The 26,437-nt window shown below is 42.1% G+C and carries 24 protein-coding genes and 1 pseudogene; 5 read left to right on the top strand and 20 right to left on the bottom strand.

Translation table 11 applies throughout. The annotated features are described in order from the left end of the window. Positions 1-4: 4 nt before the first annotated feature. Both ACFTRD_RS11650 and ACFTRD_RS11645 read right to left on the bottom strand, forming a co-directional pair. Positions 5-1,450, bottom strand: coding sequence for an amino acid ABC transporter substrate-binding protein/permease (locus ACFTRD_RS11650; RefSeq protein WP_379379908.1), 1,446 nt, complete (start codon positions 1,448-1,450; stop codon positions 5-7). Between the two features lie 277 nt (positions 1,451-1,727). Further along, positions 1,728-3,857, bottom strand: a complete 2,130-nt coding sequence (locus ACFTRD_RS11645) for a M1 family metallopeptidase (RefSeq protein WP_379379906.1) — start codon at positions 3,855-3,857, stop codon at positions 1,728-1,730. A 339-nt stretch (positions 3,858-4,196) separates the two neighbouring features. On the opposite strand from ACFTRD_RS11645, the gene ACFTRD_RS11640 reads away from it, so the two are divergent. Then, positions 4,197-4,871, top strand: coding sequence for a YetF domain-containing protein (locus ACFTRD_RS11640; protein WP_379379904.1), 675 nt, complete (start codon positions 4,197-4,199; stop codon positions 4,869-4,871). An 86-nt stretch (positions 4,872-4,957) separates the two neighbouring features. Here ACFTRD_RS11640 and ACFTRD_RS11635 read toward each other — a convergent pair whose 3' ends face one another. From ACFTRD_RS11635 to ACFTRD_RS11620, 4 genes and pseudogenes are all read right to left on the bottom strand, one after another. Next, entirely contained in the window at positions 4,958-5,395 is a 438-nt protein-coding gene (locus tag ACFTRD_RS11635; protein WP_379379902.1) for a MarR family winged helix-turn-helix transcriptional regulator, read from the bottom strand. Between the two features lie 300 nt (positions 5,396-5,695). Further along, positions 5,696-5,995: pseudogene (locus ACFTRD_RS11630) on the bottom strand (NADPH dehydrogenase); the annotation flags it as partial. A gap of 10 nt (positions 5,996-6,005) precedes the next feature. Beyond that, positions 6,006-6,350, bottom strand: coding sequence for a rhodanese-like domain-containing protein (locus tag ACFTRD_RS11625; protein ID WP_379379900.1), 345 nt, complete (start codon positions 6,348-6,350; stop codon positions 6,006-6,008). A 374-nt stretch (positions 6,351-6,724) separates the two neighbouring features. Then, positions 6,725-7,945: an MFS transporter gene (locus tag ACFTRD_RS11620; RefSeq protein WP_379379898.1), complete on the bottom strand. Its 1,221-nt coding sequence runs from the start codon at positions 7,943-7,945 to the stop codon at positions 6,725-6,727. Between the two features lie 233 nt (positions 7,946-8,178). Here ACFTRD_RS11620 and ACFTRD_RS11615 point away from each other — a divergent pair, with 233 nt between their 5' ends. Continuing rightward, a complete protein-coding gene (locus tag ACFTRD_RS11615) occupies positions 8,179-9,054 on the top strand; it encodes an AraC family transcriptional regulator (protein WP_379379896.1) in 876 nt (291 codons plus the stop codon). A 122-nt stretch (positions 9,055-9,176) separates the two neighbouring features. On the opposite strand, the gene ACFTRD_RS11610 is transcribed toward ACFTRD_RS11615, so the two are convergent. After that, complete coding sequence (locus ACFTRD_RS11610) at positions 9,177-10,217, bottom strand: NAD(P)-dependent alcohol dehydrogenase (protein ID WP_379379894.1); 1,041 nt, start codon at positions 10,215-10,217, stop codon at positions 9,177-9,179. Positions 10,218-10,526: 309 nt separating this feature from the next. Between ACFTRD_RS11610 and ACFTRD_RS11605 the strand changes: the two genes are divergently transcribed. Next, on the top strand, positions 10,527-10,940 hold the full coding sequence (locus tag ACFTRD_RS11605) for a MerR family transcriptional regulator (protein ID WP_379379892.1): 414 nt from the start codon (positions 10,527-10,529) through the stop codon (positions 10,938-10,940). 68 nt (positions 10,941-11,008) lie between these two features. On the opposite strand, the gene ACFTRD_RS11600 is transcribed toward ACFTRD_RS11605, so the two are convergent. The 4 genes from ACFTRD_RS11600 to ACFTRD_RS11585 form a co-directional block, all read right to left on the bottom strand. Beyond that, positions 11,009-11,575: a sugar O-acetyltransferase gene (locus tag ACFTRD_RS11600; protein ID WP_379379890.1), complete on the bottom strand. Its 567-nt coding sequence runs from the start codon at positions 11,573-11,575 to the stop codon at positions 11,009-11,011. Positions 11,576-11,743: 168 nt separating this feature from the next. Further along, positions 11,744-12,259, bottom strand: a complete 516-nt coding sequence (gene paiA / locus ACFTRD_RS11595) for a spermidine/spermine N(1)-acetyltransferase (protein ID WP_379379888.1) — start codon at positions 12,257-12,259, stop codon at positions 11,744-11,746. Between the two features lie 174 nt (positions 12,260-12,433). Continuing rightward, entirely contained in the window at positions 12,434-12,766 is a 333-nt protein-coding gene (csaA, locus tag ACFTRD_RS11590) for a chaperone CsaA (protein ID WP_379379886.1), read from the bottom strand. 49 nt (positions 12,767-12,815) lie between these two features. Continuing rightward, positions 12,816-13,724: a DMT family transporter gene (locus ACFTRD_RS11585; RefSeq protein WP_379379884.1), complete on the bottom strand. Its 909-nt coding sequence runs from the start codon at positions 13,722-13,724 to the stop codon at positions 12,816-12,818. A 156-nt stretch (positions 13,725-13,880) separates the two neighbouring features. Here ACFTRD_RS11585 and ACFTRD_RS11580 point away from each other — a divergent pair, with 156 nt between their 5' ends. After that, the gene (locus tag ACFTRD_RS11580; RefSeq protein WP_379379882.1) at positions 13,881-14,774 is read left to right on the top strand and encodes an AraC family transcriptional regulator; all 894 of its coding nucleotides are present in this window, start codon (positions 13,881-13,883) and stop codon (positions 14,772-14,774) included. Between the two features lie 143 nt (positions 14,775-14,917). On the opposite strand, the gene ACFTRD_RS11575 is transcribed toward ACFTRD_RS11580, so the two are convergent. The 5 genes from ACFTRD_RS11575 to ACFTRD_RS11555 form a co-directional block, all read right to left on the bottom strand. Continuing rightward, positions 14,918-15,790 carry a YitT family protein gene (locus ACFTRD_RS11575; protein WP_062319334.1) on the bottom strand — a complete coding sequence of 291 codons (873 nt, stop codon included), beginning with the start codon at positions 15,788-15,790 and terminating at the stop codon, positions 14,918-14,920. Positions 15,791-15,945: 155 nt separating this feature from the next. After that, on the bottom strand, positions 15,946-16,134 hold the full coding sequence (locus tag ACFTRD_RS11570) for a hypothetical protein (protein WP_379379880.1): 189 nt from the start codon (positions 16,132-16,134) through the stop codon (positions 15,946-15,948). Positions 16,135-16,158: 24 nt separating this feature from the next. Continuing rightward, positions 16,159-16,386, bottom strand: coding sequence for a small acid-soluble spore protein Tlp (gene tlp / locus ACFTRD_RS11565; protein ID WP_379379878.1), 228 nt, complete (start codon positions 16,384-16,386; stop codon positions 16,159-16,161). Between the two features lie 177 nt (positions 16,387-16,563). Beyond that, positions 16,564-17,691 (bottom strand): carboxynorspermidine decarboxylase, encoded by a 1,128-nt coding sequence (gene nspC, locus ACFTRD_RS11560; RefSeq protein WP_379379876.1) that lies wholly within the window; start codon positions 17,689-17,691, stop codon positions 16,564-16,566. A gap of 1 nt (position 17,692) precedes the next feature. Continuing rightward, complete coding sequence (locus ACFTRD_RS11555; RefSeq protein ID WP_062319327.1) at positions 17,693-18,931, bottom strand: saccharopine dehydrogenase family protein; 1,239 nt, start codon at positions 18,929-18,931, stop codon at positions 17,693-17,695. A 920-nt stretch (positions 18,932-19,851) separates the two neighbouring features. On the opposite strand from ACFTRD_RS11555, the gene xynC reads away from it, so the two are divergent. Next, positions 19,852-21,123 (top strand): glucuronoarabinoxylan endo-1,4-beta-xylanase XynC, encoded by a 1,272-nt coding sequence (gene xynC, locus ACFTRD_RS11550; RefSeq protein ID WP_379379874.1) that lies wholly within the window; start codon positions 19,852-19,854, stop codon positions 21,121-21,123. Positions 21,124-21,300: 177 nt separating this feature from the next. On the opposite strand, the gene ACFTRD_RS11545 is transcribed toward xynC, so the two are convergent. The 4 genes from ACFTRD_RS11545 to ACFTRD_RS11530 form a co-directional block, all read right to left on the bottom strand. Beyond that, positions 21,301-23,796, bottom strand: coding sequence for an FAD-dependent oxidoreductase (locus ACFTRD_RS11545; protein WP_379379872.1), 2,496 nt, complete (start codon positions 23,794-23,796; stop codon positions 21,301-21,303). Next, positions 23,793-24,113: an ArsR/SmtB family transcription factor gene (locus ACFTRD_RS11540; RefSeq protein WP_192267130.1), complete on the bottom strand. Its 321-nt coding sequence runs from the start codon at positions 24,111-24,113 to the stop codon at positions 23,793-23,795. Before ACFTRD_RS11540 ends, ACFTRD_RS11545 begins: the two co-directional genes overlap by 4 nt. Before the next feature lie 253 nt (positions 24,114-24,366). Continuing rightward, a complete protein-coding gene (locus tag ACFTRD_RS11535) occupies positions 24,367-25,137 on the bottom strand; it encodes an alpha/beta hydrolase (protein ID WP_379379870.1) in 771 nt (256 codons plus the stop codon). Between the two features lie 52 nt (positions 25,138-25,189). Beyond that, entirely contained in the window at positions 25,190-26,404 is a 1,215-nt protein-coding gene (locus tag ACFTRD_RS11530) for an SGNH/GDSL hydrolase family protein (RefSeq protein WP_379379868.1), read from the bottom strand. Positions 26,405-26,437: the final 33 nt, after the last annotated feature.

The raw sequence follows: 26,437 nt of genomic DNA, 5'->3' as shown, positions 1-26,437 counted from the left end.
AATTTTACCCACGACGAACCTTCACCTCCAGATAATCAGCGATTTTAGTCAATGTGATGATGACAATCAAGTACATAACCGCAACAACTAGCCAAATGTCAAACGAGGCGAACGTTCTTGCGATGACAATTTTACCGGATTGCGTCAACTCCACAAGGCCAATGACAGACAAGATTGACGTATCTTTCAGTGTAATGACCATCTGATTAATAAACGAAGGAATCATCACCCGTATGGCTTGGGGAATGACGATCTTCATCATGGCTTTGCGATAAGGAAGGCCCAATGAACGAGCCGCTTCCATCTGTCCACGATCTATCGACTGAATACCTCCACGAATAATTTCTGTTACGTATGCCCCTGCATTCAAACTCAGTGTCAGAATGGCGGCCAGGAACAGCGGCATCGTAAAGCCCATGGCCTGCGGAATCCCGAAATAGATAAAGAACGCAAGGACAATCAACGGAATCCCTCGGAAAATATCCACAAATACGGTCGCAACCCCACGAAGGAATTTATTTTGTCCCACTTTCATAAAGCCAAAAATCAAGCCGATGATAAAAGCAAAAAACAGAGATACAATCGTGTATAAGAGTGTGTTTCCCAAACCCTTGAATAGTGAAGGAAGCGATTTCTGAATCAATTCCCAGCGACCCAGGTTGGCAGTTGGAGCATTCTCACCAAGGTATTTTTCAGTAATGCGTTTATATTCACCATTAGCCTTAATATTCGTCAGGCCTGTATTAAACATCTCAAGTAATTCCTGATTCTTACCCTTGCTTACCGCAAATCCGTAGGAGGCTCCCTCTTCTTTCTCGGTAACGATTTTCAAACCGTTATTCTGGTTCACCCCATAGGCCAATACGGGGTGATCTTCAAAACAGGCTACGGAGTTCCCGGTTTTCACATCGTCATACATTTGCGCAGAATCATCAAACGGAACGATCGTAAAGCCGTATTTGGAGGCGATGGATTCAGCAAAGCTGTACCCTTCTGTTCCCGTTTTCACGGCAACCTTTTTGCCTCGAAGATCTTCATAACTTTTCACGGTATCGTTATTTACGCTAATCCCCATAACAACACCTGATGGATAATAAGATTCTGAAAAATCAAACTTTTGTTTTCTCTCATCCGTAATACTCATTCCCGCAATGACACCATCCACCTGATTCGACTCAAGTGCTTGCACTGCTGCATTAAAGCCCAGCGCTTTAATTTCATAGTTGAAATTTTGGTCTTTGGCAATGGCATCGAGCAAATCCATATCGATACCGACAAAATCGCCATTCACATCTTGAAACTCAAATGGAGCAAATGTGATGTCTGTGCCGATCACGTATGTTTTACCTGAAGTGGAAGTTGCACTCGCATCCCCCGACGATCCGGATAACCCCGCCACTAGAAGCAGAATTAGTGATAGTACAAAAAATGAGACCTTGGTTGTTTTCATATGTCCTCCTCATCTCGGTGTTCTCCGAATACTAATGATCATTTTCTTGTCATTGATGTTGCTGTAACCCATCTTTTAGATGTCTTTGCACATTATATTGTTATTATTTGCAGTATATTAACAATCAATGCTTTCCCTCACATTCTTCATTGTCCTCCACGGCGTATTATTTGATTCCATTTAAATATCCACGTTATACTTACCCGTCAAGCAGCCAAACAAACCAGAAATGATCTCAAATCAAAAAAGTCGCCATATAGGCGACTTGGGCTTAGTTCTACTCGAAAAATTTCGAAAGGGGATTGTCCACTTTTTTATCCAGTTTTACCTTGCCTGTTCTGTCCAGCACATAGTACTGATAAAAAGCATCGGTAAATCCAGTGGATTCCTGCATTTTCATCAAGTACGATTCAAGTGCTTCCGCACTCAGATGATCTTCATTCCAGAAATAGTGCAGCATCAAGCGATTTTGATTATACGGATGTTTGATAACATAGGCTCCATTCGCAGATGGCTGATTCATGGTTTTCTTCCATTGAAAATCGATTTTATCAGCTCGGTCCATGATGTTGGTCTTTAATGCTTGAACCAAACCGTTCGATTGCGTATTACCGATCACAATCAGGTTACTGGTACCAAGCTCTTTTTTCATTTTTTTCTTCAAGACTTGACGGTCTTGAATTACATCATACTTCACTCCGGATAAATCTAGAAGTGATGTGAGTTGAGCAACCATCGCTTCCTGTTGTTTGTTCGCTGACTTGCTCACCTGATCACTGAGCACAATGGCCAGTGGCTCACCCTGAAACGCTTTATTCATCACACGGCTCATCGTTTCAAAAGGCAAATTCGGAAGCTGAGTTAAAGATGATTCATACAATGTTTGAAACTGTTCATGCAGATACGCCTTTTTTTCCTCTTTCGACAGTTGATATTCAGGCTTCAGTACAAAGTTAGGCTGATAAAGGGCCTGCTTCATATCGTTTCTCGCCGTTTCCCCTAATACATCTTCTATCGTTTGGAGAAGACCGTCAATCGTAGCATTTTGGTACACATAACGTTTAAAATAGGCTTTCATAAATGTATCAAATTGCTCTTCTCCGACGGATCGGTACAGTTGATATATCGCCTGGCGGCCTTTATCGTAATAAACTGTACCTGCCCAGTCTCCCACCTCGTCATTGGGTGAAGCAATGGCTTTATCCACAGTGGCATCGTCAAATTGGATGGTTTTAAAGCCATTTAGCGGATGCCCATGCTTCTCAGCAAAATACACCTTGGAAAAGTCAGCAAACCCTTCGTCCAGAAAAGATTCTGTCTCCGAATTATTTCCGATTAACGCATGGAACCATTGATGTGCAATTTCATGGACAAATACCGTGTCCCGTTCAGGAAGGGAATTCATTTGGATTTGCCCCATTTGAATGACTCTTGAATACTCGATTGCTACCCCTTCCACATACGATTCAACAATCCGGAATTCCGGATAAGGGTACTTACCATATTTGTCACTGAAAAAATTAATGACTTTAAATGCCTGATCAATATACCCCTCAACCATCTTTTTCTTTCCCGGTTGGTTGTCAAAATAATAATACTCTACGGTAAGCCCATTCCGGGTTACGCTGTCCACTTTGAAGTTCGGGCTGGCAAAGAAAACAAATTCTCTCGTATTCTGGGCCACAGCTGACACCACTTTGCGCCCATTTTTGTCACTATTCCGTGTTGTTATCGTACCAGGCATCATGACCTGATATTGTTCGGGAACATCGAACTGAACTTCATAATCTGCGGAAGTGTAGTAATCCGTTTCAAAGGATTGACTATAGGGTTTGGAATCCCATTCATGCTTGGTCTCGTCATAAACAGACACTACTGGAAACCAGTGAGCTCCATTGATTATATCTTTGTAATACGATAAGCGTTGTGAGCCGTATGGAATCTTCACATTAAATCCTACTTTAACAGAAACGGTTTCCCCTGGCTTGATCGGCTGCTCCAATTTCACCGTCAAAGCCTGGTTTTTATTACTGAAATCAAGAGCTTGATTTCCGCCCGTCACTCGTTGAATATCAATCCCACCAAGAAAGTCCTCTGGTTTCTTATCAGGGTTATTTTTGCTTATTTCTTCATTGGAACGTTCAAACATGGTCGTCTGTGTTGATTTCGAAAGATTGGCATCCGCATAAGTATGAAAAACTAACTCTTTCAATGTATCTTTACTTGTATTTCGGTAAGTAATCGATTCATTCCCCTCTACGGTCATATTCTTCTCGTTCAGCCGGGCTTGAATTCGGTATTGAATAGACGCCTGGGCTTTAACATCTTCTGTGGCTTGTGAAAGCGTAGATCCTGTAGATGGTGTAGCCGCAGCGATACCCGTGCTTAAGATTGGACATGCCGCCAAAATCAGAGTGAGTGTGCTGACGGTTGCTATTCTGATTAGATTTGAAGTTAATGAACTTGAATGATTGATATAAATATAAATCTCTCCTTCGAATGAATTGTGAAGCACTGATGAAAGTATAGTCGGCCAACCTTACACTGGTTTAATGATCAACTTAAATTTCGTTTAAAAAAAGGGACGGTTTTCATTAAACGGATTTCCAGATATCTCCACTTATTTTATAAAGCGTCAAATATTGGACTTCTGGATGAATTGGACATTCAAAGTTATGTATGTTTTTTTATATAAATAATCGGGTAATTGTTCATCATATATTGTTTTTTTGGGAGGTATATCAATATGTTTATGGATTTAACCATCAAGCTAGTGATTAGCTTTTTCGGTCTATGGGCCATTACTTTTATCACAGGTAGAAAAACGCTAAGTCAACTTACACCACTAGACTTCCTAACTTCTTTAGTACTAAGTGAAATTGTGGGGAATACGCTGTATGACGATCAGGTAAAAGTGACTCATCTTATATTTGCATTGGCAGTTTGGACTGCCCTCGCGTACCTTTTTGAGAAAGCAACAACCCGATTTGTGAAATTTGGTTATGTGGCAGAGGGTAGAGTTGCTCTCTTAATTGATAATGGAATCGTAAATCAAAGCTTAATGAAGAAATATGATATTGAGTTTAAACAGTTGCTCTCCATGCTTAGAAAACAGAATGTTTTTTCGCTCCAGGAAGTGAAACATGCCGTCTTAGAAATAGACGGATCGCTGTCCGTCCTTCGCAAGCCTGAATATGAACCGCCAACTGCTCAAGATTTGGGCTTGGAAACACAATCCGATAATTTCGCTATTACAGTGATTGATAAAGGGGAGCTACTGAAGAAGTCGATGAGAGGAAGTCGAATTGATATGGATAAGGTAAGGAAGGAGATGCAGAAACAGGGATACGACAATATTAAGGATATAGCATATGCAGAGTATTGCGAAGATGGGTCGCTTTATATCATTCCGAGAAAGTGAACGAAACACCAATTATAAATAGAAGTGAAAAAATAAACAATCGTTCCGAGGTTAAATACCAAGAAACGATTGTTGTGTAAGAATATTCATTCTGTTGTACTTTGCTGAATCAATGCTTGAATTTCTTTTTGAAGTTCGTCTTCCAAGCAAGCCGATTGCATGATTTCATTAAAAGTAATTAATGCTTGTTTGAATTTACTCTCCCCAAGGTCAGTTAAGCAGGTATAGACCCCTCTTCGATCATCTTCACAAACATGCCGTTGTAAAGCACCACAATTTTGGGCTTCCATTCTCACAACAAGTCGTGATATGGCACTCTGACTCAAACCGATCATGTCTTGCAATTGCTGCAATCTTAGTTGCTTATCATGAGTTTGAGAAAGAAAATAAAGAACATAAAATTCCTTTAATGACAGGCTGTACTTCTCTTCTAAAGCACTTTCCAACCTATTATTAATCCTAGTCTGAATATCACTAAAGCTTAGCCAACGATCTAAAAGTTTGTTATCCATATGGGTATTCATCAAGTGTTCACCTGTTCTATATCGTAGTATTTAGTCAATCGGTTATCTCCCTGGACTTATGTCGATTTGCATATTGTAATTATAACCTTCACGTGGTATCCGTACCAGAGCTTTCGTTATTATAACTTCGATGGCTGGAGACATACACAGCATAAAACAAGCAAAAATCCATATTTAGATTTTCACCATATAACCACTTAGATAGTCATTCGAGAAGACTCTTAACTTCTAATGTTTCCTATGGAGAAAAGGCCAACCATATTAAGGTTGACCTTTTAAGGGTATTTGGAACTAGGCATTAACCGCAACCAAATCAGCATCTTCATTTCCGATGACAGCGTTAGCTAACGTTGGATCGTCAAGTCTCCATACAGCCATCACTGGAATATCAAGAGCTTGTTTAATATCTTTAGCTAAAGGCACTTGATAAGCATGCGTTCTTGGTCTACCCCAAGCAGCAATTGGCCCCTCACCACCAGAGGAAATATCGAACATGTCTACCCCTGCTTTTAGATAATCCTTGGCAAAAGCTATGCTTTCATGAATGCCATATCCACCCTCAACATATTCCTTTGCTGAAATACGCATTAAAAGCGGCATGTGTAATACTTTATTTAATAACGTAGATAAATTGAAATCCTTGCTTTCGCAATATTCGTGCAGCTTTTTTGGATTTGAATATCCCAGTAGGCATTATCATTACACGATCATCAGGCACAAGATGCTTTTCCCAAACATAAGGAAGGCGTCCCAGCGAGATGTTAATCGTCCCCGTTGTAGGCTCAGTCCAATACTCAAATGCATCTCGAATATCCAATATCTTGTAATCACCAAATTCATCTCTTCTGCTCATAAAGTCTTTGTAATCCAGATGTTTAAGGTTTGGTACAGGCCATAATTGACGTCCAACTGCGAAAAAAATGATGATAACGGATATAAAAATCAACCAAAGCATGCCGAAACCCTCTCCAGAGCATCATCGCCTGTTTTTCGCCCCATAGCGGACCCCTCCTCGTTAAAACTCTCCATCCACCAGCCTTCTGTCAGCGCCCGGATTAAATCGATGGATTCATGCCAAACATATAAAAGCATGCGCATGCATGTAATTTAACGTAAAAAACAGATGCTGTCAAGTAAGTTCAGACATGAAGTCCTTTCGGTTCAATACTTCAACCTCCCTGGTGGCCTTCGCACATCTGTGATGTAACGTTAAGGTATAAAGCCTGATGTATACTGAATTGATATACATCAGGTCTTATTTATGATTTATAGCAGTATTTCAACACCGGCTGATCAACCATTTTGCAATTCCAGGTGCCTATCTCGAAACTAATGCGTACTTGGAATGGTGTAATCCACTTTAAGAGCGGTTGCTTTGTCCGGCTTCAATTGAATTGAACGCTGGCATATCGCTGTAACCCCAAAAGCCAGCAAAGCTAATACTACAGCTACCGGAGGTACCCATTTGACACCCCCCATGTCGGCGGCAAGCCCGCCTATTCCGGAGCCGAGCGCAATACCCACGTTTGCCGCCACAGGTAGTAGCGTAGACGCAAACGGTTTAGAATTCGGTGCGATTGCTCCGGATACGTCGAACAAATATAGTTGAGACGCAGCGCTCATGGAGGATGACAGGCATCCGATCAGGAATAGGAACGTCAAGCCGAGCCACAGGTGGGACACGGTGAAGCTTAGTCCTAGAAAAATGACCGCTTGAACTACGAAAAGCCACTTAAGTTTGGATAAGAACTCACCTTTGGCTATTTTGGCACCAATCCAGTTGCTCAGAATGCTGCAGGCTCCGTAGATGAGAAGTACGGCGCTGATCCAACGTGCGGATACACCCATGGATTGCCCCAGTAAAGGGGTAATATACGTAAAGATCACGAAGATGCAGCTGTTTCCAAGGACTGGAATCAAGCATGCCAGTAATATGCGTGGCTTCATAAAGAGAGCCATCTGATCACTAAATGTACCGGCAATGGTTGTCGTTTGGCGCGGGAGTATATGGAACATGAACGCAAACGGCACTGCACCGATACATGCTGTAACGACGAACGTCATGGACCAGCTCAGATGCTGTCCGATGAAGGTGCCTAGCGGGACGCCAAGCACATTGGCAATGGAAAATCCGCCCAGAATCCAGGCTATGGCTTCCCCTCTCCGTTCCTTGTTGACTGCGTCGCTTGCGATCGAGATCGAAAGCGATATCGTAAGTCCGCATGCAATGGCCGATACGATTCGAATACCCATCAAGGAAAAGAACGTCGTTGAGAATACGGTTAGTAGGTTCAATGCAAGCACGATTGCAAACCCGATCAAAATGGAATTTCTCCGAGATATTTTGGCCAGAAAAGCAACGGCAAACGGCGTCCCGATCGCGTAGGCGATAGCGAATCCGGATACGAGCGCACCTGCGGCAGCCAATGATACTTTCATGTAGGTTTCGATTTCCTTCAATACGCCCACAATCACGTATTCGGTTGTTCCTAATACAAAGCTAACAAGTGTAAGTGTTAAAATAAGTAAATTTCCTCTTTTTCTAGTCATGAATAAGCCCTCACAATTCTTTCTAATGTTGCAAGCGTTTCAATTTCTCAAGTGTTTCTCTTCCCAAGCAAATTTCGCTGTCTCATTCCTCCAGTTCGTTATATAGTACATAGTATTGAATAGTGAAATTGTACTGTCAGACATGTTAGACGACAATCAAGGTTGTTGTGGTCTTCATTCAAAACATTATGCATGTTGTCATTTCACCACAGAATCTTGAAGGGAAAACATTAATGAATACACGCCATGAACCCGACCGACTGCATGAAGGTCAAGATTGCATCATTATTTATGTAGGAAAGTTGGCAGACAATCCCCATTGGAGTTTTCCGACCCATAAACATGACGACTTGCATGAAATCATATACGTGAATGAGGGCCAAGGCTCCTTCACGATTGATGGGACGAAGCACTTAGCCCAAAAAGGAGATCTTCTCATTTATAACAAAGGCACGCTTCACGAGGAGAGATCGGACCCGGAATTCCCGTTATCAACCTTTTATTGCGGCTTTCGTTTTAAAGAGGGTACCCGACGAAATAAGGATTGGGTTGTTCCTCCCGGCAATGAGCCAGTCGTTCGTGCAAACCGTTATTCAGAAGAAATCCGTTCATTGATGCAGACCATGTTCAATGAATTTTCAATTCGGGAAGAAGGCTACGACTCAATCTCCCATCATCTGCTGAAAGCGGTGCTGGTGATCGTCGATCGCATGTCACGCCATCAGCATACTGCAGGTGAGATCGTTCGGAGCAATACACTCGCTAAAAGCATTAAAGATTACCTGGACACGCACTACAGGCAAAATATCAAGTTGAGGGATCTGGCAGATCAGTTCCATATTGATTTCTATTACCTGATCCATATGTACAAAAACTGCTATGGCACTTCCCCCTATCATTACTTGATCCAGCGAAGAATGGGAGAAGCGACCCGGTTGTTGGTATCAACCAAGAAAAAAGTATGGGAAATTGCCAAGCTGGTCGGCTACGACAACCCGAACTACTTTACGATTCTTTTTACCAAAACGGTTGGTGAATCACCGAGAAGTTTCCGCAAAAGAAATCAGAAGGACATGTTTGGTGACCCGTCATCCAACTCAAACAGGTAACCGTAATAGATGGAAATGTAAAAGGAATTAATCGATATATATCCACTCACTATCGTAAAAAGAAAATAAAGAAGGCCAACCAGAAGATTCTGGTTGACCTAATAATACGATACGACTGCAATTTAAATGGTGCTAGTGTCAATTACGAATCTGTACTTCACATCGGAAGCTAATACACGTTTATACGCTTCGTCAATTTGGTCAGCTGAAATGACTTCGATCTGAGGCACGATGTCATGTGCTGCACAAAAATCAAGCATTTCCTGTGTCTCGCGGATGCCGCCGATCATTGAACCTGCGAACGAACGGCGATGACCGATCAGGGACATTACGTTTACGGCCAACGGTTCCCCGGGAGCACCCACGTTAACCAGAGTACCATCCAGAGTAAGTAGTGCAAAATAAGCATTGATGTCAATATTCGCACTTACGGTGTTAATAATCAAATCAAAGGAGCCAGCGAGTTTTTCGAAGGTTTCTGGCTCTCTTGTAGCATAGTAACTATCTGCTCCAAATTGCAAGCCATCCTCCTTCTTCTTCAATGATTGTGACAGAACAGTTACCTCTGCACCCATGGCATGCGCAATTTTGACCGCCATATGGCCAAGTCCGCCCATACCTACAACAGCTACCTTTTTACCAGGTCCAGCTCCCCAATGATGCAGCGGCGAGTATGTCGTAATACCTGCGCAAAGTAGTGGTGCAGCCGCATCAAGCTCGATGTTGTCAGGAATACGGACGATGAAGCCTTCGGTTACGACAATGTGAGTGGAATACCCGCCTTGCGTAGGTTCGCCGTACTTGTCAACACCCGCGTAGGTAGGAATATTTCCTTTGAGACAGTATTGCTCTTCTCCTCGACGGCAGTTTTCACATTCACCACAGGAGTCAACCATGCACCCGACCCCTACTCGGTCACCAACCTTGTATTTTGAAACTTCGGGTCCTACTTCTGTGACAATTCCTGCGATCTCATGTCCAGGTACGAGGGGATAGTTTACTGGGCCCCATTCGCCATGTGCCGTATGAATGTCAGAGTGGCATATACCAGCATATTTAATTTCGATCAGGACATCATGAGAATCCAGATCACGTCGTTTAATCTCAGCTGCCCGGAATGATTGGTGCGGACCGTCTACAGCTCGTGCTTTTGCAGTTATCATTAAAAAAGCCTCCTAAAGTTTCATTTCCAAGAGAGTTCGCTCATAGGGTACAAGGTCATGACCCGATTCAAATTTCGTTGAATTCATCCCTGTTTTTTTCTCTTGCAAATCCATCTTAATCCCTCTAGTTAACTCTAGGTCAAATATCTTTATAAAAATTCATTACAGAAAGATTTGAAATCAAACGTATCTATTGTTTGGGCTGTACGATGTATGTCAACTTTGACATCCCACATACAGCGTGGTAGAATCCCGTAAGATCCTAGAGTTAACTCGAAGTCTAATCAAGTGCGAAAAGGAGAAAATCCAATGGCGTATTCGATCAGCGAAGTTGCAAAAGAATTGAATCTTACCGTGTATACCTTGCGTTACTACGATAAGGAAGGACTCATGCCTTTTGTAGAACGTACCCCTAGCGGAGCACGAAAGTTTAAAGAGTCAGACATCGATTTTCTGAAAATCATACAATGTTTGAAATCTACAGGAATGCCGATCAAGGATATCAAAGATTTCATTGAATGGTGCTCCGAAGGCGATTCCACCTTGCAGGAAAGATATAATATGTTTACGGAACGCAAGGCTAGTGTAGAAGCCCAGATGGAAGAACTAAAAAAGACGATGGAAGTCATTGAACATAAACGTTCCTATTACAAGACTGCACTGGAAGCGGGAACGGAAGAAATTCATAAAATAAATAGAATGAGGAACTTTGTTACCCGTTAACAACTGCATACTAACTACTAAAAGCCTAAAGTCAGTCTGTTGACTTTTAGGCTTTTGTTTAAGTTTTTTTATTCTTCAATTGTTTTGATCACTTTTGCAGGTATACCAGCCACAATGGTGTTGGCAGGCACGTCTTTTGTCACAACGGCCCCTGCCGAAATAATGGAATTTTCACCGACGGTTACACCGGGCATAATGGTTGCCGCAATGCCAATCCAGGCCCCTTTTTTGATGACAATGGGATTGGAAATGGTGGATCTTCTTTGGGAGGGTGCAACAGGATGATTAATCGTCACGAGATTGACTTTGGGAGCTATCAAAACATGATCTTCAATGGTTATGCCACCTCGATCCATGAACGTGCAACCTTGGTTGATAAATACGTTTTTCCCCACTCGGATATTTTGACCATAGTCTGTGTAAAATGGTGGCAACAACTCAAACGTTCCATCCACCATTTCTCCTGTTAATTGGCTGAACAGTTCTCTAACATTGGTGGCGTTATGATTCCCCGTATTTAATTCTGCAATCAGCTTTTGTGCACGTTCAATCGCTTCACCAATTTTATAAAACTCCGGGTCATGAATTGAAACGACTTCACCAGAACGGTCTCTTTCAAAGATGTCTTTACTCATTATCATATCACCCTTCAATATTTTTTTAAGACTAGAACATGATTACCGTACAACCTCGATTCCACTCTAGGTCAACTACAATCTGCATTTGAACTATAAAAAAGTCACTAATCAGTTGAGATCAGTGACTTAAAAACTCAGTTTGCCGTTGATACTAAACAGTATTTCCTAAAGTTTTTTGACCATAATCAAATCCGTTTGTTCTTCATCCCCCATATAAAATGAGTGTGTGCCAGTTTGAATAAATCCCGTTTTCTTATAAAAAGCAATAGCATTATCATTTTTTTCCCAGACGCCAAGCCAAATGTTCTTCTTGTGATGTTTTATGGCGATCTCCATAGCTTTATTGAGCAGATATTTACCTAACCCATGTTTTTGGAATTTGTTTTGGATATATATTCTTTCAATCTCCAGCGAATCATCCCCCATGTTCTCGGTTTGAGCTTCATTCATATTTACCTTTAAATATCCGGCGAGATCTTCATCGAAATAGATAAAATAGATTTCTGAATGGCTATTGGATAATTCCTCCTTTAACTGTGTGGCGTTAAACGCTCTTTCCAAATAAGCCTTCATGTTTTCAGGGGAATTCTGGACTTCAAATGTATCTTTGAATGTTTCAATACTTATTTTTTGGAGTTTTTGTAAATCTTCATGATCACATTTTTTTATTGTTACTGCCATTGCAATATGTCACTCCTTTAATGAATTAACTACTTGTCAACTCACTCTTATTATTTTTTTGTTGTATATGCAACAAAAAATTACGCATATTTAATTTATCCTAAAATGACATGGTTTGCAACATAGTCAGATAACTATGCTCAACTTTTTTTAAATTCCATTGTAGGAAGTGGATCACCCAATGGGTGTTCCGTTAGGCAGTTCAATATCTGGTTTCAATAGAACCACATCCCCTTTTTCGGGTATGCCTCCCAGAACTAAGACATCTGAATTAAACCCGGCGATCCGACGCGGAGGAAAGTTAACTATACCTATGATTTGTTTCCCTATGAGTTCCTCGGCCGCGTATCTTTTAGTAATTTGTGCACTGGACTTTTTTCTCCCGATCTCTTGTCCAAAATCAATCTCAAGTTTGATTGCAGGTACTTTTGCCTTTACAAAAAACTCAGCGTTAATAATTGTTCCAATACGAATATCCAGTTTCAAAAAGTCATCAATGGTTGCCATGAAACATTCTCCTCATCTATAGTTCGTATGAATTTTTGCATTGTTCCTTTTAAATTTGATGTTTAGCAAGAGTATAGCTGGTAGACTTTGCCCAAAAGTACACACCCATGCCGAGTAAAGTCATCATCCCACCTACGAATTGAATAACAGAGATCGTTTCTCCCAAAAATACATAGGCAAGAACGATAGCGATAACAGGCTCTCCAATAATACCTACAGATACAGTGGCTGCACCCAACGATTTCAACAGCAGATTAATAATATATTGCCCGAAAATAGTAGGGATTAATGCCAGCAAAAAGAAATACGTCCATTCTGAGGCGTGATAATCCGTGAGTGAGTAACTATGGACCAAACTGTAGGCGAGCATGACACTTCCTCCAAGAGAAAAAACAATAACACTGTAGATATTTGCATCGATTTTATGACTTACTTTTTGTCCTGCCAGCATGTATGCCGAAACCAGAATGGTTCCTAATAAAGATAATCCATCTCCGATTAACGCCTCTCTTGAAATCCCAATGTCTCCCCAAGCTATAATGACTGAACCTACAAGAGCAGTGATCAAACATAAAATAGTTACTAGATTTGCCCGTTCCTTGAAAATGAAGTACGAACCGATCATTACGAATAAAGGTTGCAATGATAAAATGACCATGGAGCTTGCAACAGAGGTATATACCAATGACTCCATCCAAGATAAGAAGTATAACCCTAGAAAAAGACCAGCTAAAAAAACAATTCCCCAATCCTTTTTGCGCATCTCAATAAATCGCAGCTTTTTCCAGGGAACAAACGGAAGCATCACGATGACCGATATAAACAATCTGTACATCCCTGCTACTGAAGTTGGCGTATCTGAGGCTTTTATCATGATAGACGAGAGCGATATGGACAATATGCTGATACATAGTAATACATATGGATGTGACGGGGACAACGGTTTAAATGTGTTCACATAGAATCCTCCAAGATGTTCTATCCAAAATTCTGTGCACAGGATTGTAGTGATAAAACAAAGATTGGATATAATAATATCATCATTATCAATTGATTTGTTTAATAATATCGCTATATTATATATAAATATCATCATTAGAGAGGAGTGTGTTCAATGTCAAAACAACTTCATGAGACCATTCTCTTTCCAGATGCTTCATTTCCATACATTATGTACACAGCTACTTCTTCGAAAATGATTCCTGAGGGACGAGGATTTAATGACTTACATTGGCATGAAGAACTACAGATTACTTTGGTTACTCATGGAAAACTGGTTATACAAGTTAATGGTATGGATCATGAACTAGATGAAGGACAGGCTATTTTTATTAATAAGGGCGTCCTTCATGTGACTACGAACCTCACACATAATGGTCAGTATGTGAGTTTTAATTTCCCTGAGAAGTTGTTGGCTTTTTATGCTGACAGTGCCATGGAGAAAAATTATGTATCACCTTATACAAATTCTTCTTTATTGTCGCTACTGATCAAGGGAGATGTGCAATGGCAAAGGGATATCATTTCTATGCTTCGGGAGATGAGAAAGAGATTTGTTGAGACCAAAAAGTGGGGATGGGAATACGAGGTTTCTATCAAAACGGTACAGTTATGGCTAATTTTGATCTCTAATATTTCGCTTTCTTCTGAAGAAGAACCCAAGTACGTAAAGTTGCAACAAGAACGACTTCAATTAATGCTCAGTTTCATCCATCAGAATTACTCAACCAGCATTACGCTGCAAGAAATCGCTGATGTAGTCCACTTAAGTGTATCAGAGTGCAATCGTAGTTTTAAGAAAACCATTCATATGACAGCCTATGATTATTTAATTAAATACCGGATCAAGAAGAGCATCGAGTTATTAATTTCTACAGATTATACGATTACCGAAATAGCTAACAGAGTCGGTTTTAACCATGTAAACAACTTCATTCAGTCTTTTAAAAAACATCATCAAAGAACACCCAAAGATTTTCGGAAATTCCGAAACGCGAATATGTTATAGGAAAAGAACCGTGCTCGATTATAAAACCCAAGATGTTTAGGGGGCAAAGTCAATCCAAAGATCTGAACCAGGTCCACTGTATAGGATTTCAATAAATAATGCGCTGACGAGAGAACTTCTCTGCCAACGCATTATTTTAGTGATTAATGGATATCTTTCTTTTTAAAATTACCGCCCTTAACTTCGGCTACATCGTAGACTACAATAAAAGCATTGGGGTCAATTTCATGAATGATATCTTTGATCTTGCTTTCTTCCATACGGTTGATTACACAAGTAATTTCTTTGAATTGTTCATTGGAGTAACCGCCATAAGCATCGGTATAGGTTGCTCCACGACCCAAACGGTCACGAATGGTTTCCACCATGATTTCAGGTTGATTTGTGATGATTTTAAAGGTTTTGGAGCCGCTCAATCCTTCTTCAACAATATGAATCACTTTGGAAGCGATGTAATATGCAAGTGCGGACAGGATAGCCCCTTGCAGACCAAATACGGTTGAAACGACAATAAAGACAAACATGTTCAAGAATAAGATTAGATCACTGGTTCCAAAAGGTAATTTTCGCGAAAGCAGAACAGCCAGCATATCTATTCCATCCAAAGCCCCACCATTACGCAACGCCAAACCCATACCAAAACCGATGATAATCCCGCCCACGACGGTAATTAACAAGGTATCTCCTTGTATAATCGTTGGCACATGGTGCATAAGGCTTGTACCAACGGCTAGCGAGGCAATACCGATAATGGAATAAATCGCGAAACTTTTACCTATTTGTTTATAGCCTAACCAGACAAATGGAATGTTGATTACACCAATCAGCATCCCTAAAGGTAAACCAAACAGTTTAGAACCAACGATACTCAGACCTGTTACACCACCATCTGAGACATTGTTGGGAATTAATACGGCTTCAAGACCATATGAGGTTATAAAAGCCCCAATCATAATCAATAACACTTTCGAGATGATTTTCAGTTTGTTTGATTTTTGCGTGTTCCTTTGATTCATTCCTTTTCCCCCTTGGACATTTAACCGATAGGAAATAGTCTATAATAATTGTCACTACGTTTGCAAATTAATCGTCATTAGTTTTAAGTAAAACAAATAAGCCGATCCAGAAAAGGATCAGCTTATTCATATAGCCTTATTTTAGTTATTTGGGATCAAGCACGTTTGTTCTCGACAGATTTCATACGGTTTTGATCATCAGGCACGCGGTCATGACTAAATTCCTGACCTGCTTCTACCTCACCCGGGCCAGAAACAACTCGTGAAAAATTGGTGAACTGCCTTTTTTGCTCATCCAGCTCGTGTTTTTGCTTAAGAAGCTCCTGCGGATCTTGGTCTGCCATATGTTAACCTCCAAGAAATCATATTTATGAGTTTTGCTGGTGTTTGGATTCATCTTGAATTTCTTCTCTGAATCCGGAAATGCTATGTTTACGGCGTTCATTTTTTTCCTCGATTTGCGCTTTTTCCTGTCCTGAAATTTCATCTCCGAATTCCTCGAGATAATCCTTCGCTTCCCGGTAATTTTCGATCGTGTTTTGAACGGCGTTTTGCAAGTGCTCTACGTTATCCTTACGATTATCCGGTTTGCTCATATTTGTCACCTCCCATAAATGGAATCATGCTATTTATACGCACTACTGAAGTTTTCCATAAGAGCGTGTTGCTTATGCATGAAATTCAAAATGTAACTATACTTTGCTTGTTTGATCGCTGCTTTACAGCACAAAGAACCGGATTCTGGTATCGAATCCGGTTGTGTGTTTAATCATTTATGCCAATCTCATTTTAAAATCCTGATAGCCAAACTCACGAACCACTTCGCAATCGCCATCTTTTCTTTTCACAGCAATAGCTGGTAACGGCATGCCGTTGAACGTATTCGTTTTGACCATGGAATAAATCGCCATGTCCTCAAATACTAACCTGTCACCCGTCTTCAGTGGTTGGTCAAATGAATAATCGCCGATCACATCACCTGACAGGCAGGTTTGACCGCCAAGTCGGTACAGGTGGGCTTTCTCCCCTGCTTCTCCCGAACCGATAAGTGGAGGGCGATATGGCATCTCAAGTACGTCTGGCATATGACAAGTGGCCGAGGTATCCAGAATGGCAATATCCATTCCATTCTTATGGAAATCAAGTACGGAAGTTACCAGGAACCCCGCATTCAGCGCAACGGCCTCGCCAGGCTCCAGATATACTTCCAGACCATACTTTTCCTGCATCCGTTTGATACATGCTTCCAGTCTTGGAATGTCATAATCTTCGCGTGTGATATGGTGACCACCGCCGAAGTTGATCCACTCCATTTGAGGCAGCCATTGTCCAAACTTCTCTTCTACTGCATTCAACGTCGTTTCCAGATCATCGGAATTTTGTTGGCACAATGTATGGAAGTGTAGTCCGGATACACCTTCCAGCAACTCCGCCCGGAAATCTTCGTGCTTGGCACCGAACCTTGAACCAGGAGAACATGGATCGTAAATCTCATGACCCTCCTGAGTCGAGCATTCAGGATTAATACGGAGACCCACTTTTCGGCCAGCCTGAAGTGCTTTGTCCTTGAATTTCTCCAGTTGGGAGAATGAATTAAAAATAATATGATCGGAAATCGAAAGGATTTCATCGATCTCATCTTCGCGATAGGCCGGGGCAAAAACATGGTTCTCCTTGCCCATCTCCTCATGACCCAGGCGGGCTTCATACAGCCCGCTAGCCGTTGCACCGCTCAGGTATTCTCCAATGAGCGGATACATCGTGGTCATGGAAAAAGCTTTCTGAGCCAGCACGATTTTGGCTCCTGTACGTTGCATGACACCGTTCAGAATTTTGAGATTTCTCTCGATAAGTCCCTCGTCAACAACAAAGCATGGCGTCGGTAATTGCTCGAAACGCATCTTAACGAACGAGCTCCGATTCCTTGACTTCTTCCGGCAGTTCGTCAACGAGTACCGGATTGAAATCTTCAACCCATGGAAGTCCCCATTTGTTCAATTCTTCCATGAACGGATCCGGGTTGAACTCTTCCACGTTGTATACGCCTGGTTTGTTCCATTTGCCAGTCATCACCATTGCTGCACCAATCATGGCCGGAACGCCAGTGGTGTAAGAAATCGCTTGGGAACCAACCTCTTTGTAGCATTCTTGGTGATCGCAAATGTTATACACGTAGTACGTTTTGTCTTGGCCGTCTTTTTTGCCTTTGAAGATGCAACCAATGTTCGTTTTGCCTACAGTCCGTGGTCCCAGAGACGCCGGATCTGGCAATACCGCCTTCAGGAATTGCAGCGGAATGATTTGTTTGCCTTCGAATTCGATAGGCTCGATCGATGTCATGCCCACATTTTCAAGTGCTTTCAGGTGTGTAAGGTAGCTTTGGCCAAATGTCATGAAGAAACGAATGCGTTTCAGACCAGGCATATTTTTGGCCAGGGACTCCAGCTCTTCATGATATAGCAGATACATGTCTTTTTCGCCAACTTCCTTGAAGTCATAGACACGTTTAATTTCCATCGGTTTTGTTTCGATCCATTCACCATTTTCCCAATATCTTCCGTTTGCCGAAACTTCACGGATATTGATTTCAGGGTTGAAATTGGTTGCGAACGGATAGCCGTGATCGCCGCCGTTGCAGTCCAGAATATCAATATATTCAATCTCGTCAAAATAGTGTTTCAAGGCATAAGCAGAGAATACGCCAGTTACGCCTGGGTCAAATCCACTGCCGAGCAGTGCCGTAATACCGGCTTTTTCGAAACGCTCTTTGTAATCCCATTGCCAGCTATATTCGAATTTCGCTGTATCTTCTGGCTCATAGTTCGCTGTATCCATGTAATTGGTTTTAGTTGCAAGGCAAGCATCCATGATTGTCAGGTCCTGGTAAGGCAATGCCAGGTTCATGACGATATCCGGTTTAACTTCGTTGATGAGGGCGATCAGTTCGTCAACGTTATCAGCGTCCACTTGAGCTGTCGTAATTTTTGTTTTGCCGCCGTCCAGTTTGGCTTTGAGATCGTCACATTTGGATTTTGTACGACTTGCGATGCAAATTTCCTCAAATACTTCGCTGTTTTGAACGCATTTATGAACCGCTACTGAAGCTACGCCACCGGCGCCGATGATTAGTGCTTTTCCCATTTTCCATTCTCCTAACCCAATATGAATTTTTTTAAATTAATTTCATTATTTTTCTCATTTTTCAACTTCCGCCCGTTCTGAACCAACAAAAAAAGCAAGGTGAAAAATGCCACAATCGCGCATCATCACACTTGCTTGTCGATATACATCATAAAAAAGACGCAAAGTCTCCATAACTAAAAAAGTTCAAAAGAACCCCTCTAGTGGAAAGCTTCATCATGTATATCAATATCAGATCAGAGTCTATATAGCAAATAATTCGCCTTTACCACTCTTATTGACCGTTTCACAAGTTGATGTGCAGATGCACTGGTTGTAAAGTAACCAACTTATAAAATTTGAGCTTTTAACTCAATCAATAAGGCAACATAAGTTGCCAATCGGCGTTTGACCCGGCTGTCCGTATGGCCTTAACTTCCTTGGAAGGAGTGGTCAAAAATTATCTGCTGGAAAGACCTGATTAATGTCGATACATCTGCTTTCCAAAATCACAGGTCTTACGATATCAGATACTTTTAAAAAAATCAAGGGATCAAAAAAAATAAATTTATTCCTTTCATTTGTTCACTCCTGATTTGCCTGTAACATCTTCTATGAATCTTCCTCTGTATGACAATGGAAGTTCCCCTCTTTTCAAAGAAATCCCCTTAGTTTCCTGAAATTCAACTCCTTCTCCCAAGGGAATTACGAAAATAAGTGGTCTTTTGCATTACACAAATAACTGGAATTTATCCGGTTTAATTCCTTTGTATTTTTTAATAGAATTAAATTCATAAATATACAAAAAAATATAAATCATGCGAAATTTTCTTCCAAGTATGAAAGGAGGTGATTTAAAGCAAGTCAATGTCCAAAACAAGCATATCATATCATTTCTTTGCTTGTCCGATTGATAAATTCATTTTAAGAGGAGGATGTACATGTTGTTATTCAAGTTGAAGAAATCGATCAACATTCTTTTGGCCTGCCTTACTGCCCTGCCGCTTATGTTGACGCCGATCCAAGTCTCGGCCGCAAGCGATGTTACTGTAAACTTATCCTCTCAAAAGCAGCTGATCAAGGGGTTTGGAGGAATTAATCACCCCGCCTGGATCGGAGATTTGACGTCTTCACAAAGAGATACGGCTTTTGGTAATGGACAGAATCAGCTGGGGTTCTCCATCCTGCGCATGTATATTGATGAAAACAAGAACAATTGGTATAAAGAAATACCAACGGCAAAACGAGCCATTGAACAAGGCGCCATCGTCTTTGCCTCACCATGGAATCCTCCCAGTGATATGGTTGAAACATTCAATCGCAATGGAGACACTGCGGCTAAGCGACTTAAATACGACAAATACGCTGCGTATGCCCAGCACCTGAACGACTTTGTTTCTTACATGAAATCCAACGGAGTTAATCTCTATGCAATCTCCGTACAAAATGAACCGGATTATGCGCATGATTGGACGTGGTGGACGCCTCAGGAAATGCTTCGATTCATGAAAGATTATGCCGGCTCCATTACCGGTACAAAAGTAATGGCGCCCGAATCCTTCTCTTACCTGAAAGAAATGTCAGACCCCATACTGAATGATCCGCAAGCTCTAGCCAACATGGACATTCTGGGTGCCCATACGTATGGTACGCAATTCAGTAATTTCCCGTATCCCCTTTTTAAACAAAAAGGTGCTGGAAAGGAACTTTGGATGTCAGAGGTATATTACCCCAATAGTAATGCAAATTCGGCAGATAATTGGCCTGAAGCGCTGGATGTCTCCTATCACATCCATAATGCAATGGTAGAGGCAGACTTCCAGGCATATGTATGGTGGTACATTCGTAGACAATACGGTCCCATGAAAGAGGATGGCACCATCAGCAAACGGGGATATAATATGGCCCATTTCTCCAAGTTTGTTCGCCCAGGCTTCATAAGAGTGGATGCGACTAAAAATCCGGATACTCAAACGTTTATCTCCGCATATAAAGGAGACAACAAAGTAGTAATCGTAGCAATCAACCGAGGAACTTCCGCTGTAAACCAAAAGTTTGTATTGCAGAACGGAAACGCGTCAAACGTATCTTCCTGGATTACAGACAGTACAAGGAATCTGGCAGCCGGCTCTTCGATTAACATGACAGGCAATACTTTTACTGCCCAACTTCCTTCTCAAAGTGTTACTACATTCGTAGCACAGTTAAATTAAATACACATACATTTCCTGAATAACCAACAGGAAAGATTCCAATTCCATATTAATTCGTAACCGCATTCAAGGACAAAACCCATGAGACAACCTCTACTGGAAGTTGCTTCAATAAAGGAAGGACAGGCGCTTCGCCTGTCCCTTTTTGTGTCAAATATACATTACAGCGCACTATATTTATATAAAGAGGTTATGATTGGCATGATCTGCTTGTCCCAAATAATACCCTACGCCACCAATCTTAACCTGCTCCATTAATTCCTGGTGTTGAATGCCCATTAAATCCATTGACATTTGGCAGGCAACCATTTCAACTCCCTGCTCTGCTGCACTTTGAATGAGCTCTTCGAGAGAAGCGATGTTGTTATTCCCCATAATCCCACGGATCACTTTTGGCCCAATACCAAACATATTCATTTTGGACATGCCAAGCTTGCGGCTGCCGCGAGGCAGCATTGTATCAAACATACGGCCTATTATCGTTTTGGAGACTGCTTGCCTTTGAGGCTTGCGTATAATGTTCAAACCCCAAAATGTAAAAAACATGGTAACTTTGCGTCCACTTGCAGCTGCACCATTAGCTATAATGAAGGAAGCAATTGCTTTGTCCAGATCCCCGCTGAAGACAACCATAGTGCTCGCAGGTTCAGCGTTAACAGTCTCCACTGTTGAGACCGCAGTATCCTTTGATTTTTTGGACATGACGGCCTCAATAGTTCCATTTTTTCCTCGTACTAGTTGATGCAGCGGGGAACCTGACATTGTAGCCCAAGCTTTCACATCTTCATAAAATCCCGGATCGGAAGCTGTTACACGTAATGCCTGTCCTTCCGTCAATTGATCCATGGTTTTTTTGACTTGCATTAACGGACCTGGACAACTTAAACCACGTACATCCAGTTCTTTATCAACTTGAAGCGATTTCCCGGACGCTAATTGTTCGGAAGAGGTTCCTATTAATGCTGGTCTCTGTTCATTGTGACCCGGACGGCCATGATCTTCGTGCTTCATGGCTTGTACTGGCGTTGGTCGGAATTGCGCTTGACGGTATGTTTTATAACCCCCACTTAAATTTTTGACATTGTAACCATGCTGACGCAAAATTTGCGAAGCAGTATACCCGCGTAAACCGACTTGGCAGTAAACCCAGATTTCTTTGGAGGAATCTAATTCATCTAGTCTTTGACGAAGCTCATCGACCGGAATGGATAATGAATCAGGAATATGTCCATTTTGGTGTTCCAGATCACTTCGCACGTCCAGCAATATGGACTGCTCCGGTTTGCGTAACGATAACTGATCATAAGTGTACACATGCACACGACCGGAAATGATATTATCAGCTGCATAACCAGCCATATTTACCGGATCTTTGGCAGAGGAATAAGGCGGCGCATAACTTAGTTCAAGCTCTGTCAGATCACTAACATGTCCTCCAAAATGAATGGCTACGGCAATATCATCAATCCGCTTGTCAACACCCTCATAACCAACCGCTTGAGCACCCAAAATTTTTCCTGCCGGTGTAAACAACAGTTTAAGTGTAATTGCACTGGAACCCGGATAATACGATGCATGAGAACTAGGATGTACGATCACTGTCTGATACTCCAGGCCGAGACGCTTTAGTGTTTTTTCATTACTGCCGGTTGCAGCTCCAGTCAGTCCAAACACTTTAATAATGGATGTGCCTTGAGTTCCTTTATAAGTTGAATTAAGTCCAGCAATACGATCAGCAACAATTCGACCCTGTTTATTCGCAGGCCCTGCGAGCGGAATGGCCGTCTTTGTTCCATGAATGTAATCCATCACTTCAATAGCATCACCAACAGCATAAATATGCGGGAGACTCGTCTCTAACGCTTCGTTAACGACAATATGCCCACGTTCGCCTAGCAGGATGCCGCTACTTTTCAGAAAGGCTGTATCAGGAGTCACCCCAATGGCGAGAATTACCAAATCTGCGGTTAGAACCTCACCACTTGCAAGTTCCACCCCAATGCCCTTCTCGACCGTACGAAAGCCCTGAACACGCTGTGAAAATAGCAGATTAACCCCTTGCTGCTCCATCTCCTGTGCCAATCCTGCTGCCAGTTCGGCATCAAAAGGGGTTAGTAGTTGTTCATTGCCTTCAATAAGTGTTACGTCCAGTCCAGCCTCCTTTAAATTTTCTGCCATTTCCACACCGATAAACCCTCCACCTATAACAATTGAAGATTGGTTGTTAGATGAATTTATTTGCTTCTTGATGCGATCAATATCAGGTACGCTTCGGACGGTATAAATAAGAGGATGGTCTGCACCCGGCAAATGGGGAATAATCGGACGTGCACCCGGTGACAAAATTAACTCGTCATAGCTTTCTACATATTCACCCCGCTCCTGGTTTTGTACCTGAACGGTTTGATTATGCGGATCAATAGCCATGATTTCACTCTTTGTTCGCACATCAATACGAAAGCGGTCAGCCATGCCTTTAGGTGTCTGTACCAGAAGGCGCTCGCGGTCAGCGATCGCGCCTCCAATATAATAAGGTAAGCCGCAATTGGCAAAAGATATATAAGGTCCTTTCTCAAATATAATAATTTCGGCATGTTCATCCAGACGCCGCAAACGTGCAGCGGCAGATGCACCACCTGCTACTCCTCCAACAATCAGTATTTTTTTGCTCATGATTCACAATCTTCCTCTCCAAATAAAATAGGTATAATCTGTACAATCCGTTCGTCAGCCAGCACATAATTCACTTCAAGGCCATTGCGTTCGGTGGCTACGACACCTGCACTGCGTAGTTTCTGAAGATGCTGAGACACCGTTGATTGCGGAAGACCCAGGCACTCCTGCATATATGAAACATTACATTTCTTTTTACGCATCAACCCACGAACAATGCACAGGCGAATGGGGTGAGACAGAGCTTTCAGTAGATTAGCCGGTTCGTCAAACTGTTTTAAATCGTCACTGTCAAATGCAGAAGTACTCAAACTCATTCCTCCCAAATCAATATATTACAATATTACGATATAGCGATATTATTGTCAAACTGATGTTGATTTATTTCGATCTAACCAATAGAAAAACCGCCAGCGTGTGCTAGCGGTGATTCAACATCAAATAATTAAACAAAGAAAGATTTAGTACCGTTCAACATGACAAAGCCAAAACTCGCCATTACCAGTTTACATAATATTGATTGTGTTATGTAGATTTCCGTTGCAATCCACTTGTGAGAATTCATTTATATCATCCTTGAAAAAGGAGTTGAGAAAACTGATACAGACCGCTTTTCCATACGGGCCAATCATGCCCTCCGTTTTCCTCTTGCCAAATATGTGGAACGTTCTGTTGAGTCAAATAAGCGTGCACATTATCACTGATATGCTTGAGATTATCCTCATCCCCACAGGACAGCCAAAGCTTTCTTACTCGCGCAGCAGTTTCATCAGGATTTGGAACGAGCAACCCCGGATCTCGAGTATTTGGAGCAGCAGAAAAGGCGCCAATCCATGCGAACCGGTCCAGATGATTCAATCCGATATTCAAGGACTGGCCTCCGCCCATGGATAAACCTGCAATTGCCCGGTTTTCCCGCCCTATTCGTGCCGGATAGTTCGATTCGATAAAAGGTATTAAATCGTTAATCAGATCTAACTCGAAACGTTCAAATGCTTGTATTTTTTCAGGATCAAACAGATCTCCTTCTGCCCTGTCATTCGGCATGGCACGACCATTGGGGAAAACGACAATCATCGGCTCAAGTTTGTTATCAGCATACAGATTATCAAGAATGATCTGTGGAGCGCCATGGGTATACCATTCGGCTTCGTCTCCTCCTATCCCATGCAAAAGATAAAGGACATGATACGTATTTGCCGAAGAAAATCCGGGGGGCGTGTACACCATCGCTTTGCGCGAATTTCCAACCGTTGCCGAGGAGTATTCCACCAATTCAATGATTCCGCGTGGTATGCTCTCCCTAAATTGGTCATATCCTTGTGGTGCTGCTGCTAACATACTACTTCTCCTCCTCCGCACTTGCATCTACTGTTTTGCCTTAATTCAGCGTTTAATTGACATAACCAAAACCGAGAATTGTAAAGCATTTGTCCTCGTGACCTTCAGCCATGTCAATCTCGATGGTGTGCTCTCTGGCATGCTTCTCATCAAACAGGAGCATGGCATGACAGTGTGTCCAGTTGATTTGACTTGGGTCAGCTATTCTTACCAGCTTACCATCCACTCTTATATTGGCGATCCCGAACTCGTTACTTCCAGAGTCCTTGTAGACCAGGATAAGGCGTTTGCTCCACAGGATCATCTTAAAGCTGCCATCACCGCTCTCTCGCTTTCCCTTGTGCATCCAGTTATTAGGAAAATGAGGAGTGCCAAAGGGGTCATCATCCATCTCTGCCATTTGCAGATCCGTATCCGTTCTCCCAAAGCCGCCCACCTCGATGTTGGCTACACTATCTTCATTCAGTCGATCCAGGAGCTTCACATCCACAAATTCATTCCCGATTAGCGGTGGTTTATCTATTACATGACTCTCTCTGTCCAGATCAGAATGATTCGTTACATCGAACAACCAGCTTAGACAATCGGCCATGATGTGATGCCCGGCATTGCTCGGGTGATAGATATCGTGGAAGAATTGCTCTCTGGAAATGATCCCTCCATCCTCTGGCGTAAGTTGAAACTGATCCACAACAGCATCCTTCACACTAACCATCGGGAGGTTATAATGCCAACCTACAGGCGCCAATCGATCCTGCAAATTCCAGTCGTTCTCAAACACACTGAACAGCAGTATGACAGCAGGATCATTGTCAGCTCCAAGAGCTTTGAGCACAAGACTCTCATAACATGTTCCTTGGGTCTCATCATCGGCATCGTTCACCGCGAACTCCACAATGACAATGTCTGGCAGGGCTGTTCCTTCTCTAAGGACATCCCGATCATAACGGATGATTCCAAGCTCGGAAGGTGTGCCGCCTAGACCAGCTTTAATAAAACGTAAAGGAACGTTGCTTGTTGGAGCAAACATGTTCCTGAAAAGGCCAAAGGATCGGTAAGCGTAACAACTCGTATGAATCGGTTCAGCCCCGGCACCTTGGGTAATAGAGCCACCGATGTAAGCAATCGTTACTGGCTCACCTCGTTTTGTTTTCTCAATAGCCCTTTTCAGTCTGGCGTTATGCCCTTTATTCAACAACGATTTCGAAATTAACTCACGATAAGCCTTTGATTCAAAGTCCAAATGAGGCTCACGGGTGTCTTGCATGGGAAATCATCCTCTCCCCGGTAGATAAGAGTC

The sequence above is a fragment of the Paenibacillus sp. NPDC056933 genome (assembly GCF_042674385.1).
Lineage (GTDB): Bacteria > Bacillota > Bacilli > Paenibacillales > Paenibacillaceae > Paenibacillus.
Note: the sequence above shows the minus strand (reverse complement) of the source record. Positions and strands in the feature narration are given on the sequence as shown.